The organism is Catenulispora pinisilvae, from assembly GCF_015356865.1.
Classification (GTDB): Bacteria; Actinomycetota; Actinomycetes; order Streptomycetales; family Catenulisporaceae; genus Catenulispora; species Catenulispora pinisilvae.
In genome coordinates this window covers 1-13,804 of sequence record NZ_JAAFZA010000003.1, presented here as the reverse complement: position 1 = coordinate 13,804, position 13,804 = coordinate 1, and the positions used below count along the sequence as shown (strand labels likewise).

The following is a 13,804-nucleotide window of genomic DNA, read 5'->3' as shown; positions in this document are numbered from 1 at the left end:
CGCGGTCGCGGGGTGCGGACTCCGGCGCGGACTCAGGCGCGGACTCAGCCGAGGCGTTCACGACGACGCCAGCCGGTAGCCGACCCCGTGCACCGTCTGCACCAGTCGTGAGCTGCCCTCCGCCTCGAGTTTGCGGCGCAGGTAGCCGATGTACACAGTCAGCGAGTTGGATTCCGGGCCGAACACCTCTCCCCACACCCGGTCCATCAGCAGCTCGCGGGTGAGCACCTGCTCCGGATTGCGCAGCAGCAACTCCAGCAAGGCCGCCTCGGTGTGGGTGAACTCCAGGAAGCGCCCGGCCCGCTCGCCCGTGCGGGTCACCGGGTCGAACCTCAGATCGGCGTAGCGCAGCCCGGCCTGGTCGGGTTCCGGCTGCTCCGGCGACGAGCGCCGCAACAGGGCTCTGACCCTCGCCTGCAACTCGCGCAGCGCGAAGGGCTTGGCCAGATAGTCGTCGGCCCCGGCATCGAGACCGTCCACCCGGTCGCTGACCGAACCGCGCGCGGTCAGCACCAGGATCGGCACCCGGTCGCCCAGGGCGCGCAGCTGTCGGCACACCGCCAGACCGTCGAGCCCCGGCATCAGCACGTCCAGCACCAGCGCGTCCGGTGACCACGCGGAGACGGCGGCCATTGCCTGCACCCCGTCCGCGGCGCCGGCCACCTCGTGTCCTTCGACCCGCATCGCCTCGCACACCGCCTCGCGGACCTCGGGGTCGTCGTCGACCACCAGGATCCGCGCGGAGCCGGGCCGCTCGCTGTTCGCCATGCCCCAATCCTCGCCGACCAGGGTCTTAGAAGCTTCTTACCACGCCAGGCCAGGCTGCCCGACATGACGAGAAGAGCACAGCCGTCCGCCCTGTCCGTGGTCATCGGCGCGGGCGGGACCGGCGGGCACATCTATCCGGGACTGGCGCTGGCCGACGCCATCCGCTCCCTGGAGCCCAGAGCCCGCATCAGCTTCGTCGGTACCGAGCGGGGCCTGGAACGCACGCTCATCCCCGGCGCCGGATACCGGCTGCACACCGTCGACATGATCCCCTTCGACCGGCAGCTCGGCGCGCGCCGCTTCCTGCTGCCCGCGCACCTGCTCAAGTCCGCCGGCCAAGCGCGCTCGGTCATGAAGCGGCAGGGCGCCCTCGTGGCGGTGGGCATGGGCGGCTATCCGAGCGCGCCGGTGATACTCGGGGCGCGCATGCTGCGGATCCCGGCCCTGATCCACGAGTCGAACGCGATTCCCGGACGCGCCAACCGGTTCAACGCGCGCCTCGGCTCAGCGGTCTGCCTCGGATTCGAGGCGGCCCGCGGGCATCTTCCGCGGCGCGCCCGGGCGGACGCCGAACTGGTCGGGATGCCGCTGTACGCCCCGCTGACCAGGGCCGAGCGCCTACGACTCGGGGAGAGCGCACGCGCCCACCACGGCCTGCGGCGCTCGGTACGCCTGGTGCTGGTCAACGGCGGCAGCCTCGGCGCCCGCCGGCTCACCGAGGCGGCCACGGAGCTGGCCGGGCGCTGGCGGTCCCGGCCCGACGTGCGCCTCCTGATCAAGACCGGACCGCAGGACCTGGAGCGCGCACGCGCCGTCCTGGCGGAGAACGGCGGCTGCGCCGTGGCCGAGGCGCATGCCTACCTGGACCGCATGGACCTGGCATACGCCGCGGCCGACGTAGCCGTATGCCGGGCCGGGTCGGCCACGGTCGCCGAACTCGCCAGTTGCGGGCTGCCCTCCGTCCTGGTGCCCTACCCGCACGCGCCCGGCGACCATCAGACCCACAACGCCCGAGTTCTCACGCGGACCGGTGCAGCGGTGCTCCTGCCAGACGGACAACTCGACGCCGGCTCTCTCGCCGGGGCTCTCGAACCGCTGTTGGCCGACCCCTACCGACTCGGCACGATGTCCGCCGCCGCAGACCCCGGCAGCCATGGCACGGCCTCGCTCCGGCTCGCGGAGCGCGTGCTTGAACTCGCCGGAGGGCTGACGTACCCGATCACTCCCACCCCGCATGACCGCGAGCCGGTGGCCGCCGACGAATTGGAGCGCACGAACGCATGAGCAGCGCGACGAGCAGGGACACGAGCAACGAGACGAGCAACGAGACCGGGGCTGGCCGGGCCGGGTCTGGCCGGTCCGGGGCCGGCTGGGCCGGTCGCCGAGTGCTGGTGACCGGAGCGGAGGGGTTCATCGGCAGCGCGCTGAGCGACACTCTGGTGGGCCTCGGCGCCTCGGTCCGGGCACTGCTGCACTACAAGCCGTACGCGGAGAACGGCCACCTCGCGCCGCTCCTGCGCAGCGGCGCGATCGAGCCGTTCCCCGGCGACGTCCGGGATGCGGGCCGGATACACCAGGCGGTCGAAGGCTGCGACACGGTGTTCCATCTCGCCGCGCTGATCGGCATCCCGTACAGCTACCAGGCGCCCGAGTCGTACACCCAGACGAACGTACTGGGCACCGAGCACGTCGCGGCAGCCTGCCTGCGACACGGCGCACGGCTGATCCAGACCTCGACCAGCGAGGTCTACGGCTCCGCGGTCCGCGTCCCGATCGACGAGACGCACCCGCTCCAGCCGCAATCACCGTACTCGGCCTCGAAGATCGCCGCGGACATGACCGCCCTGGCCTACCACCACGCGTTCAACCTGCCGGTGACGGTCGTCAGACCGTTCAACACCTACGGCCCGCGCCAGTCCGCCCGCGCGGTCATTCCGACCGTACTAGCCCAGCTGCACCACGGAGCGCGCGAAATCAAGCTCGGCTCACTCCGGCCGACCCGCGACTTCACCTACGTCGACGACACCGTCAGCGGCTTCCTCGCCGCGGCGGACTCGCCCCGCACCCTGGGCCGCACCGTCAACCTCGGCGTCGGCCGCGAGATCTCCATCGCAGACCTCGCCGCAGCGCTGATCGATGCGAGCGGACGCGAGGCTGTGGTGGTACAGGACCCGGCCAGGCTCCGCCCAGCCGACAGCGAGGTACTCAGGCTCGTCTCCGACAACTCACTGATGCGCGAGCTCACCGGCTGGGCGCCGCAGGTCCCGCTGACCGTGGGGCTGGAGCGGACCTCGGCGTGGATACAGGACAACCTGCGCCTGTTCGCACCTGACCGCTACCAGGTATGAGTCTGGAACCGAGCTGAGCGTCCACGTCCCGTTGCCGTTGCCGTTGCGAGAGCGGCACGCACGACGACGGGTCACCGAAAATCGATCCACTCTCTGGCCGTGGTGAGCTCATCGAGGAGCACCGGGTCGGGCGTGACCCCGAGGCCGGGGCCCTGCGGTACGTCCAGGCACCCGTCGCGCAGGACGAAGGGTTCGGTGATGTCGCGCTCGAAATAGCGCTCGGAGGCGCTGATGTCGCCGGGGAGGGTGAAGTTCGGCAGTGCCGCCAGGGCGACGTTGGCCGCGCGGCCGACGCCGGTCTCCAGCATCCCGCCGCACCACACCGGGATCCCGTTCGCGGCGCAGACGTCGTGTACGCGGCGCGCTTCCAGGTAGCCGCCGACGCGGGCGGGCTTGATGTTGACGATGCGGCAGGCGCCGAGGGCGATCGCTTCGGCGGCCGAGCGCGCCGAGACGATGGACTCGTCCAGGCAGATCGGGGTGTGGAGCAGGCGGGCCAGGGCTGCGTGCCCGCGGATGTCGTCCTCCGGTAGCGGCTGTTCGATCAGCAGCAGGTCGAAGGGGTCCAGGGCGGCCAGGCGCTGCGCGTCGCCGAGGGTGTAGGCGGTGTTGGCGTCGACCTGCAATAGCAGCGCGTCACCGAATCGCTCGCGGACGGCTCGCACCGGCTCCACGTCCCAGCCCGGCTTGATCTTCAGCTTGATCCGTCGGTAGCCCTGGTCGAGGTAGCCGCCGACGGTGTCGACGAGCTCTGCGACGCTCGGCATGATCCCGACCGAGACGCCGACCGGTACCGAGGAGCGCACGGCGCCGAGATGGTCGCCGAAGGAGGTGCCGGCGGCCCGCAGTTCGGCGTCCAGGACGGCGGCTTCCACCGCCGCCTTGGCGATCGGGTGGCCCTTGAACGGCGCCAGGATCTGCGCCACCAGCGCCGAGGTGACAAGCGGTGCGGCGGCGAGCCTGGGGAGAAGGAAGCGGCGGATGACGTCGTGCGCGCCGTGGATGTGCTCCGAGGAGTACACCGGCTCGCTCATCGCGGCGCATTCGCCCCAGCCGTCGGCCTGCTCGGCGGCGACGCGGATCAGCAGGATGTCGCGTTCGGTCACCACGCCGAAAGACGTCTCGAACGGACTGCGCAGCGGCATGGTCAGGCGCCGCAGTTCGACTCCGGATATCTTCATCGGCGTTCGTTCTCCTCGTGTTGTTCCAGCAGGTACCAGCCCGATCGGGTGAAGCCGGTGATGCGGTACCCGCGTCCCATGGCACCCGTCAGCGCGCCGCGCAGAGCGAACCGCCAGCTACGCGCCAGCTCGGGTGCGTCACGCCGCAGGGTCTGGATCGCCGCGGGCGTCGCGCACAGCAGGGGGCCACCGAAGTCCGGCGGCGGGCCGGAGTCGGGCATCACGCCTGGCGCGATCCCGGAGAGCAGTACCTTGTTCGCGCTGAGCAAGGATTCTTCGTTCTGTGGCTCGATCTGCGGCTCAATGCGAGTGCCGTTCGCCGCGACGTCCGTACGCGCCGAGTCGAGGGCCCAGCTCATCAGGAGTCGATCGCTACCCTGTCCCACGTTGACCCCGTCCGGCATATCGCCGTAGAAGTCGACGAGATAGGCGGTCGCGTCCGCACCGAGTTTGGCCATGTTGAAGTAGGCGTTGGCCCGCACCAGCGGGTCGAACGTCCAGGTGACGCGGCGCAGGCCGCGGCTCAGGGCCCAGGCGCGCTGGTGCAGTTTGAGCGCGAAGCCGGCGTGCCGGCCGTTGGCCTCGGGCAGCATCCCGGTGATGTGCGAGTGCAGATGGATGCCGCCTCGTGGTTCCACGTCCGAGGCGAGAAACGCTGTGGCGGCACCGATCAGCCGGTCGCCGCATGTGTCGTCGTAGACACCGGCGATGTAGCAGCCTTCGTATGCCATCACCCGCATCAGGCCCGTGGGCATCAGGCTCTGACCCGGCTCAAGTGCCCAGACCCGGGTGAAGATCTCAGCGGCCGCAGCGTGGTCTTTCGGTTCCGTCAGTTCCCTGATGGTGACCGCCGCCGCGCGGGCCGCCGCCTCGGCTTGGGCGTGCGCCTTGGCGATCAGCGGTGCGGTGTCGATGGTCACGCGGCGGCCCCACGGCGGTCGGCGGGCACGCCCAGCTCGGCGCGGAACAGGCGCAACACGTTGCCGCCCAGCGTCGCGGCCACGGCTGCCTCATCCAGTCCGCGCGCCAGCAGTTCGGCGGTGAGCAGCGGCAGACCGGCGGGCCCGGCCAGACCCGGCAGCGTGGCGAACGGATCGCAGCCGGCCACCGGCCCGACCTCGACCCCGGCGGGCACCACGTCGCGCAGCACTTCGAGCACGAAGTCCGGTCCGATACCGACCTGGGCCGGGCCGGCGACCTTCCCGATGTGCTCGATGTGGTCGACGAGCCGGGAGATCGAGGGCTCGTGCGCGTCCACGAACCCGGGGAAGAAGTTCACGCACACCACGCCGCCGCCGGCGCCGATGGCCGCCAGGCGCGCGTCGGTGAGGTTGCGATGGTGATCGCACAGCGCCCGGGCGGAAGAGTGGGTGGCCAGCACCGGCCGGGTCGCGAGTTCGAGCACGTGGTCGACGCCGGCCGCGCCGAGGTGGGAGACGTCGAACAGCATGCCCAGGCACTCCATCTCCGCCAGCGCCTCGATCCCGGCGGCGGTCAGCCTGCTGCCCGCGGCGTCCTGCGCCGAGCCGTCGGCGAGCGCCGTGCGGCCGAGGTGGGTCAGCGACGCGATGCGCACGCCGAGCCGGTACAGCGTGGCGAACAGTTCGGTGTCGGCGTCGATACCCGGGGCGCCTTCCAGCGCCAGGACCAGCGCGATCCGGCCGGCGGCCAGCGCGCGGTCGATGTCGGCGCCGTCCAGGCACAGGCTGACCTCCTCGGCGTTGCCCTCGGCGATCCGGTGCGCGGCCTCGATCATGCGCAGCGTCTCGCGCAGCGCGCCTTCGGGCCGGTAGGCGTCGTCGATGTAGACCGGAAGCACTTGGATGTCCACGCCGCCGGCGCGCAGCTGCGGCAGCCACTGCGCGCGGAAGTAGTCAGGCCACTGCGAAACCGGCCGCAGGACGACCGAGCAGAGCAGGTCGTTGTGGGTGTCGGCGACCACCGCGCGCTGGTGCAGCTCCAGCGTCGCCGGATCGAGGTGATCGGGTGTGCCGAACGCGGGCATGGTCATTGTGAAGCCCCATAACGCATAGGGAACGTGCGGGACCTGCGGCAGAAGTGATCCGCCCACGGGTTCGTTGCCATGCCGATCAGCTTGCCCGCGCACGCCGGTAGCCGTCTTGGTGCGGACGGATCAATTCCGAGCGTGGCTCTCGTCGAGTCGGATGAAGTGACACAGGGTCGCTGAGGCCGCCACCACGATCGCCGCCACGGTCGTCGCCGCAGCCGCCACCACAGCCCCCTGCCATCGGCGCTCATCGCTCTACCGGGAAGTGGCAGGCCACCTGGTGTCCCGGTCCGGCCGTCGCGATCCGCAGCAGCGGCGGCTCCTGGGTGGTGCAAATGTCCTGTGCCTTCCAGCAGCGGGTACGGAACCGGCAGCCGGACGGCGGGTCGATCGGCGAGGGCACGTCGCCGGTCAGGCGGATGCGCTCGCGGCCCATGCGGCTTTCGACGTTCCTGCGGCCCGGGTCGGGGATCGGCACGGCGGACATCAGTGCATTGGTATACGGGTGTAGCGGGCGCCCGTAAAGGTCGTCCCGTGGGGCGATCTCGACGATCTTCCCCAGGTACATCACCGCGACCCGATCGGAGATGTGCCGGACCACGGACAGGTCGTGCGCGATGAACACGTAGGCCAGGCCGAGTTCGGCTTGCAGGTCCTCGAACAGGTTCACCACTTGCGCCTGGATGGACACGTCCAGGGCGGAGACCGGTTCGTCGGCGACGATCAGCTTGGGCTTGAGGGCCAGTGCGCGGGCGATGCCGATGCGCTGGCGCTGGCCGCCGGAGAACTCGTGCGGGTAGCGGTTGTAGTGCTCGGGTGACAGGCCGACCAGCTCCAGCAGATCCTGTACCGCGCGCTTGACGCCCTGCGGCGGGTTGAGGTCCTGGATGCGGAACGGCGCACCGACGATCGTGCCGACGGTATGCCGCGGGTTGAGCGAAGACTGCGGGTCCTGGAACACCATCTGGATGTCGCTGCGCAGCGGGCGGAAGGCGCCCTGGGACAGACTGGTGATGTCCCGGCCCTCGAAGACCATCTGCCCGCCGGTCGGCTCCTGCAACTTGGTCAGCACCCGGCCTGCGGTGGACTTGCCACAGCCGGACTCCCCCACCAGCCCCAGGGTCTCCCCCGGCTTGATGGACAGGTCGATGCCGTCCACGGCCTTGACCGCGCCGACCGTGCGCTGGAGCAGCCCGCGCCGGATGGGGAAGTGCTTCTGTAGACCGGTGACGGTCAGCAGCGCCTCGGTGTCGGCCACTGCCTGGTTCTCGCGAATGGTCTCGGCGCTCACAGGGTCTCCCGAATCTGCTCGGCGAAGATCTCCTGCCGCCGGGCCGGGCCCAGGTGGCAGCGCACCAGATGCCCCGGTGAGGTCGCGGCCAGCAGCGGGATCTCGGTATCGCTGCGCCCGCCGGTCTCGGCCGTATACGGGCAGCGCGGGTGGAAGGCGCAGCCGGAGGGCACGTTGATCAGCGACGGCGGGTTGCCCCGGATGGGCGAGAGCCGCTCCTGGACCTCCCGGTCGATCCGCGGCATCGACCCGAGCAGGCCCCAGGTGTAGGGGTGTTCCGGCTGACGGAAGACGGTCTCGGCGGTGCCGTACTCGACCGCCTTGCCGCCGTACATCACCATGATGTCGTCGGCGAGTTCGGCCACCACGCCGAGGTCGTGGGTGATGAGGATCAGGGCACTGTCGAACTCGCGCTGAAGATCCCGCATCAGGTCCAGGATCTGGGCCTGCACGGTCACGTCCAAAGCCGTGGTCGGCTCGTCCGCGATCAGCAGCCGGGGGTTGCACACCAGCGCCATGGCGATCATCGCGCGCTGGCGCATACCGCCGGAGAACTGGTGCGGGAAGTCGTCCACCCGGGTGTTCGGCTGCGGGATGCCGACCAGTTCCAGCAACTCGATCGCGCGCTTGCGGGCGACCGACTTGGAGACCTTGTTGTGCACCCGGTAGGCCTCGATGATCTGCGCGCCGACCGTGTAGAAGGGGTGCATCGCGGACAGCGGATCCTGGAAGATCATCGCCATCTTCTCGCCGCGCAGCCGCCGGACCTCCTCCGGGGAGGCGGTCACCAGGTCCTGGCCGTCCAACCAGATCTCACCGGAGATCCGGGCCCCGCCACGGCCCTTGCGGTCAGCTCTGCGGTGCAGGCCGAGCAGGGACAGCGAGGTGACCGACTTGCCGGAGCCGGACTCGCCGACGATCCCCAGCGTCTTGCCGCGCTCCAGCGCGAAGCTGATCCCGTCCACCGACTTCACCACGCCGTCGTCGGTCGGGAACTGCACCCGCAGGTCGCTCACGTCCAGGAACGGACGCTCGCCCGAGCCGTTCGCGGACGTCGGGCCGCGCCGATCGGCCGTCACAGCCGCACCCGCGGGTCCGCCACCGCGTACAGGACGTCGACCAACAGGTTGGCCAGCACGATGAACGCGGCGGCGAACAAGGTGACTCCCATCATCATCGGGAAGTCGCCGTTCTGGATCGAGGTGATGGCCAGGAAGCCGATCCCCTTCATGGAGAAGGTGATCTCGACCAGCACCGCGCCGCCGAGCACGGTGGCGAAGTCCATGCCGAAGATCGTGATGATCGGGGTGAGCGCGGCCCGCAGCGCGTGCTTGAAGATCACCCGGCGCTCGGACAGGCCCTTCGCCCGCGCGGTGCGCACGAAATCCTCGCTCAGTACGTCGAGCATTCCGGCCCGGGTCAGACGGGTGTAGAGGGCGGCCAGGCCGAAGGCCAGACAGGTCCAGGGCAGGATCATGTCCAGGAACCACTGGCCGGGGTCGGACAGGATGCCGACGTAGCTGCCCGGGGCCGGCAGGATCGACCACCGGTAGGCCAGCGGCAAGGACAGCAGCGGCGCGAGGAAGTAGACCGGCAGCGAGATGCCGAGCAGGGCGGTGACCATCGACGCCCGATCCAGCAGCGATCCCTTGCGCACGGCCGAGGCCAGCCCCGAGGCGACGCCGAAGAACAGCCACAGGACGCCGGCCCCCACCGCGATGGAGAGGGTGACCGGCAGGTCGCTCAGAATCGTGGGCCAGACCTGCTGGTAGTTCCGGAACGAGTAGCCCAGGCATGGGGCGTGGCAGGCGATGTCCTGGGTGCCGTCGCTGAAAGTGGTGCCGGTGACGATGGTGCGTATGTAGTCGATGTACTGAACCGGGAACGACCGGTCGAAGCCGAAACGGTGGATCACCCCCTGGATCGCCGCGGGCGAGGGCTGTTTGCCCACGTACTGGACGGCCATGGTGGCCGGTGTCTGCCCTCCCCACTGCGGCATCTCGTAGAAGATGACCATCGTCACGAGCGCGACGACGAGCAGCAGCCCGACCACGGCGAACAAGCGCCGAACGATGAAAGTCAGCATGGTGTCAGGACCCTCACTGGACGCCGAGGGCCTGGTAGTCGTACATGCCGTACGCCTGCTCGATGTAGGCGTTCGTGACGTTCGACGGGCGCAGCATCAGGGCCCGGGAGTCGATCATCGGCACCAGGGCCGCGTCCTTCAGCGCCTGCTGGTCGATCTGGGCGTACAGCGCGTTGCGGGCGTCCGGGTCGGTGGTCTTGAGCGCGGTGGCCATCAGGGAATCGACGGCCGGGTCGTCGAGTTCGGAGTAGTTGCTCTCCCCGGTCGGCTTGATGCCGTCCGGGGTGAGGATCTGGTCCAGGAATCCGTACCCTGACGGGAAGTCGGCGGCCCACGCGGTGATGAACAGCGCCTCGTTGTTCTGCTTGACGTAGGACTGGCTGCCGGCCTTTATCGAGAGCTGGCTGTACTTGAAGCCGTCCTCGGTCGCTGTGATGCCGATGGCGGCCAGGTTCTGCTGGACGACGTCGGCGACCGGCTTGTCCTTCGGCTGATCGATGTAGTAGCCCACCTGGGTGGTGATGTCGGTGATGTGCTCGGCGGCCTTGCACGTCGCGATCTCGGCTTTGGCCTTGGCTAAGTCGCCGGTGTGGCCCGGCGTTTGGTACAGGTCCTGCTGGACGTAGCCCGGGACGGTCGGGGGCAGCACTGTTGTGGCGATGTCGCCGCCGCCGATGCCGCCGCCGAACGCGGTCTGCACCGCGGACTTGTCGATCGCCCATTCCACGGCCTTGCGACAGTCGATGTTGTCGAAGGGCTTGATCGTCGTGTTGATCGTCAGGTAGGTCAGCAACCCGGTGATCGGGTCGTCGGCCTCGGCCTTGAGCCTGGGGTTGCCCAGCACCTGCGACTGCGTCGCGGTCTGGACGCCGGCGCCGCTCTGGTCCACGTCGGTGGTGCCGTGCAGCAGATCCTGATCCACCGTCTGCGCACTGACGTCGACCTTGTCGACGATCCTGGCGGCGTGCGCGACGTGCAGGCGCAGCGGGTCCGAGGCGGCGTTGAAGTTCGGGGACGCCGACAGGTCGAGTTCCTTGCCCACGGCGTAGGAGTCGAACGTGTACGCCCCGGAGGACAGTACGTGCTCGTAGTAGGTGGCGCCGGTGTCCTTGGCTCGCGGGACCGGCACGGTCGACGGCAGCGTCAGCACGTCGTCGAAGTCCGCGAACGGCTTGACCAGATGGAAGACGATGGTGTCGCTGTCCGGCGTCTCGATGCCCGAGGGATGGTCGGCCGGGTTCTTGTCCGTGTACGGGCCCTGATAGTTCGTGGTGTCCGTGAGCAGCTGCTTGAAGTAGGTCGGGCCGTTCGGCAGGACCTCCTGGCCCCAGTTCGAGCGCTCGATGCCGTAGGCGACGTCCTGCGCGGTGATCGGGGAGCCGTCCGTGTACGTCGCACCCTTGACCAGGTGGAAGGTCCAGGTCAGGCCGTCCGCGCTCATGGTGCCCAGATCGGTGGCCAGGTCCGGGACCAGCTTCACCGGGCCCGGACTCTCGGCGAAGGTGACCAGCGAGCGGGTGTAGAGCCGCATCACGTCCCAGTCGGCCCCGAAGTAACTGTTGCCGGGGTCGGTGGATTGCAGGTCCGAGGACTGCTCCAGCCGGAGCGTTCCGTGGCCGGTGGCCGGGGATTTGTTCACGATCCCGCTCAGGCCGACGTTGTATGCCGCCGAGCCATGGGCTCCGGTGTTGCCGCTGGACCCGCCGCCGCAGGCCGCGGCGCCGAGCGCCAACGCTGCGGCCGCCGCGTAGGCGGCGATTCGTGGCTTGTGCATGGTCTGGGTGAACCCCTTGTCTTGTCGTTCGGGTCTGGCCCGATCAGCGACCGGCCTTGGGATCGAAGGCGTCGCGCAGTCCGTCGCCGAGCAGGTTGAAGGCGAGCACGGTGAGGAAGATGGCCGAGCCGGGGACGATCAGGAACTCCGGGTCGACCTGGTACAGGGCGATCGCCTCGTTGACCATCTCGCCCCAGGACGGCATGGGCGAGCGGATGCCGACCCCCAGGTAGGACAGTGACGCCTCGAACAGGATGTTCGACGGGATGAGCAGCGTCGCGTAGACCAGGATCGGCGCCGTCAGGTTGGGCAGGATCTCCCGGAGGATGATCCGCGTGTCGGTGGCGCCCAGGGCGCGCGCCGCCTCCACGAACTCGCGTTCGCGCAGCGCCATGGTCTGCCCGCGCACGATGCGGCCGATATACGGCCAGGAGAAGAAGCCGATGATGAAGATCAGCAGCACGATCCGCAGCGCGTTGCCGGTCAGCCCGAAGGCCGAGTAGCCGAGCACTCCGGACAGCGAGATCGCGAACAGGAACAGCGGGAACGCGAGCATCACGTCCATGGTCCGGCTGATCACCGAGTCGATCAGGCCGCCGAAATAGCCGGCGACCATCCCGAGGCCGACCCCGATCAGGATGGCGATGACGGTGGCCAGTCCGGCGATGCCCAGCGAGGTCCGGGCGCCGTAGACGACCCGGGCGAACAGGTCGCGGCCGGTCGGCACGTCCACGCCGAGGATGTGCCGCGAACTCATCCCGCCGAAGCCGCCGCTGGGGATCTGCAGGTTCGGATCGATCAGCTTCGTGTGCGTGGTGTACGGATCGTTACCGGTGAGCGAGCACAGCTGTGGCGCGAATATCGCTATCAGGATGAGCAGGACGACGGTCACCCCGCCGGCCATCGCGACCTTGTCCTTCTTCAGCCGGCCCAGGGCGATCCGGCCCGGGGAGCGGCCCTCGATGGCTTCGCCGGGCGGCGCCGCGGCTTCCGGCTCGGCCGCCGGCGCCGAGCCCGGTTCCAGAATCGTCGTCATCGTGTCGCTTCCTCAAAGTGGCCAGCGGGGAGTCCTTCCGCGACGCACGGGCCTTCATCCCAGGAGTTGCGCCCCATGGACGAGATCCGTCGTGACCGAGGCCCTGAAGTCGGTGACCGCCGACCCGTCGCCCTCGTCGGTGTTGATCAGCACGGCGACGGCGTGGTTCTGGTCTTCCGTCAGGACCACCATGTTGGCGAACCCGATGTCAGAGCCGGAGTGGCCGACGTACGGGTGCCCGTCGACGACCTCTTGGACCCAGCCGAGCCCCTGGTAGGGCACGATCTTCGGGCTGACCTGGGGACGCAGCATCTCGGCGACCTCGGCCGCCGACAGGATCGGCGGCGTGCCGATCGCCCCGCCGATCATGGCGCGCAGGCTTGTCGCCAGATCGGTCACCGAACAGCGCAGGGCACCGGCGGGGACGTCCGGATAGCTCATCTGGGGCAGCGCGGCCAAAGCGCCGTTCTTGAACTCATACGGCACGGCCAGTACGCCCGGCGCGAACTCCCGCAGGTACCAGTGCGCGTCGGTGATACCGAGCGGCTCAAACAGATTCGCCTTCGTGTAGGCGGCGAAGTCCTGTCCGCTGACGCACTCGACGACATAGCCGACCAGGGCCATGCCCACGTCGGAGTAGCTGAAATACGTGGCCGGCTTGTGCTTGGGGAGATACGACTTCTTCGGCGAATAGTGATCTCCGCCGGGAACCAGGTAGTTGCGCAGGAAGTCCGACAGGGTCTCCTTCGGATCCCCGACGGTGTCGAAGCCCTCGTAGTTGTCGTCGGAGACGCTGGAGGTGTGAGTGACCAACTGCTGCGGGGTGATCGGCACGTCCGGGTAAGCAGGATTGCGCACCGGGAAGTCGATGAAATCGTTGACGTCGCCGTGCAGATCGAGGCCGCAGCGCTCGAACAGCTGGACCAGGGCCGAGGCGGTGAACAGCTTGCTGACCGACGCCAGGTGCATGGGCGTGGCCGGGGTGAGCACGCGGTTCGCGGCGATGTCGGCGTAGCCGAAGGCCCCCGCGTACGGTGTCGCGGCGTTCTTGGACACGATCGCGACTTCGACTCCCGCGACGTGCGCGGCCGCCAGCCGCGCCGGCATACCCGCCTCGAACTCGGACAGCCACTGATCGAACGTCTGGCTCTGGCCCGTGCCGGCGAATGCCACGGAGCCCTGGGCGAGGAAGACACCGGCCAGTCCACCGGCCAGTCCCAGCTTGAGTACCGAACGTCGAGTCGAGATCATGATGCGTCATCCGTCTCTGGCGGTCGTGTCCGCCGATTGATTCCGGGGTGGGGCGGGATTC

General features: G+C 69.3%; 12 protein-coding genes. 2 read left to right on the top strand and 10 right to left on the bottom strand.

Features of this window, described 5'->3' with window-relative positions:
• Positions 1 to 57: 57 nt before the first annotated feature.
• Positions 58 to 768: a response regulator transcription factor gene (locus IZR01_RS01460; protein ID WP_194897593.1), complete on the bottom strand. Its 711-nt coding sequence runs from the start codon at positions 766 to 768 to the stop codon at positions 58 to 60.
• Positions 769 to 831: 63 nt separating this feature from the next.
• Here IZR01_RS01460 and IZR01_RS01455 point away from each other — a divergent pair, with 63 nt between their 5' ends.
• Together IZR01_RS01455 and IZR01_RS01450 are read left to right on the top strand one after the other, a co-directional pair.
• On the top strand, positions 832 to 2,052 hold the full coding sequence (locus IZR01_RS01455) for a UDP-N-acetylglucosamine--N-acetylmuramyl-(pentapeptide) pyrophosphoryl-undecaprenol N-acetylglucosamine transferase (RefSeq protein ID WP_194922583.1): 1,221 nt from the start codon (positions 832 to 834) through the stop codon (positions 2,050 to 2,052).
• Positions 2,049 to 3,116, top strand: a complete 1,068-nt coding sequence (locus IZR01_RS01450) for an SDR family NAD(P)-dependent oxidoreductase (RefSeq protein WP_194922582.1) — start codon at positions 2,049 to 2,051, stop codon at positions 3,114 to 3,116. The genes IZR01_RS01455 and IZR01_RS01450 overlap by 4 nt, the downstream gene beginning before the upstream one ends.
• 71 nt (positions 3,117 to 3,187) lie before the next feature.
• On the opposite strand, the gene menC is transcribed toward IZR01_RS01450, so the two are convergent.
• The 9 genes from menC to IZR01_RS01405 all read right to left on the bottom strand — a co-directional run bounded on the left by menC (position 3,188) and on the right by IZR01_RS01405 (position 13,743).
• Positions 3,188 to 4,297 (bottom strand): o-succinylbenzoate synthase, encoded by a 1,110-nt coding sequence (gene menC, locus IZR01_RS01445; protein WP_194922581.1) that lies wholly within the window; start codon positions 4,295 to 4,297, stop codon positions 3,188 to 3,190.
• On the bottom strand, positions 4,294 to 5,217 hold the full coding sequence (locus tag IZR01_RS01440; protein WP_194922580.1) for a GNAT family N-acetyltransferase: 924 nt from the start codon (positions 5,215 to 5,217) through the stop codon (positions 4,294 to 4,296). The genes menC and IZR01_RS01440 overlap by 4 nt, the downstream gene beginning before the upstream one ends.
• Positions 5,214 to 6,308 (bottom strand): dipeptidase, encoded by a 1,095-nt coding sequence (locus IZR01_RS01435; RefSeq protein WP_228555545.1) that lies wholly within the window; start codon positions 6,306 to 6,308, stop codon positions 5,214 to 5,216. Before IZR01_RS01435 ends, IZR01_RS01440 begins: the two co-directional genes overlap by 4 nt.
• Before the next feature lie 244 nt (positions 6,309 to 6,552).
• Positions 6,553 to 7,596, bottom strand: a complete 1,044-nt coding sequence (locus tag IZR01_RS01430; protein WP_194922579.1) for an ABC transporter ATP-binding protein — start codon at positions 7,594 to 7,596, stop codon at positions 6,553 to 6,555.
• The gene (locus tag IZR01_RS01425) at positions 7,593 to 8,675 is read right to left on the bottom strand and encodes an ABC transporter ATP-binding protein (RefSeq protein ID WP_194922578.1); all 1,083 of its coding nucleotides are present in this window, start codon (positions 8,673 to 8,675) and stop codon (positions 7,593 to 7,595) included. The genes IZR01_RS01430 and IZR01_RS01425 overlap by 4 nt, the downstream gene beginning before the upstream one ends.
• Positions 8,672 to 9,682, bottom strand: a complete 1,011-nt coding sequence (locus tag IZR01_RS01420; RefSeq protein WP_194897586.1) for an ABC transporter permease — start codon at positions 9,680 to 9,682, stop codon at positions 8,672 to 8,674. The genes IZR01_RS01425 and IZR01_RS01420 overlap by 4 nt, the downstream gene beginning before the upstream one ends.
• A 13-nt stretch (positions 9,683 to 9,695) precedes the next feature.
• Positions 9,696 to 11,456: an ABC transporter substrate-binding protein gene (locus IZR01_RS01415; RefSeq protein WP_194922577.1), complete on the bottom strand. Its 1,761-nt coding sequence runs from the start codon at positions 11,454 to 11,456 to the stop codon at positions 9,696 to 9,698.
• A 43-nt stretch (positions 11,457 to 11,499) separates the two neighbouring features.
• Positions 11,500 to 12,492, bottom strand: coding sequence for an ABC transporter permease (locus tag IZR01_RS01410; protein WP_194897584.1), 993 nt, complete (start codon positions 12,490 to 12,492; stop codon positions 11,500 to 11,502).
• Positions 12,493 to 12,546: 54 nt separating this feature from the next.
• A complete protein-coding gene (locus IZR01_RS01405) occupies positions 12,547 to 13,743 on the bottom strand; it encodes a serine hydrolase domain-containing protein (RefSeq protein ID WP_228558780.1) in 1,197 nt (398 codons plus the stop codon).
• Between the last annotated feature and the right edge of the window lie 61 nt (positions 13,744 to 13,804).

Excerpts from the sequence above, each read along its gene's own strand:
- IZR01_RS01460 (WP_194897593.1), bottom strand. The coding sequence starts at position 768 with ATGGCGAACAGCGAGCGGCCCGGCTCCGCGCGGATCCTGGTGGTCGAC.
- IZR01_RS01455 (WP_194922583.1), top strand. The coding sequence starts at position 832 with ATGACGAGAAGAGCACAGCCGTCCGCCCTGTCCGTGGTCATCGGCGCG.
- IZR01_RS01450 (WP_194922582.1), top strand. The coding sequence starts at position 2,049 with ATGAGCAGCGCGACGAGCAGGGACACGAGCAACGAGACGAGCAACGAG.
- menC (WP_194922581.1), bottom strand. The coding sequence starts at position 4,297 with ATGAAGATATCCGGAGTCGAACTGCGGCGCCTGACCATGCCGCTGCGC.
- IZR01_RS01435 (WP_228555545.1), bottom strand. The coding sequence starts at position 6,308 with ATGACCATGCCCGCGTTCGGCACACCCGATCACCTCGATCCGGCGACG.
- IZR01_RS01420 (WP_194897586.1), bottom strand. The coding sequence starts at position 9,682 with ATGCTGACTTTCATCGTTCGGCGCTTGTTCGCCGTGGTCGGGCTGCTG.
- IZR01_RS01415 (WP_194922577.1), bottom strand. The coding sequence starts at position 11,456 with ATGCACAAGCCACGAATCGCCGCCTACGCGGCGGCCGCAGCGTTGGCG.
- IZR01_RS01410 (WP_194897584.1), bottom strand. The coding sequence starts at position 12,492 with ATGACGACGATTCTGGAACCGGGCTCGGCGCCGGCGGCCGAGCCGGAA.
- IZR01_RS01405 (WP_228558780.1), bottom strand. The coding sequence starts at position 13,743 with ATGATCTCGACTCGACGTTCGGTACTCAAGCTGGGACTGGCCGGTGGA.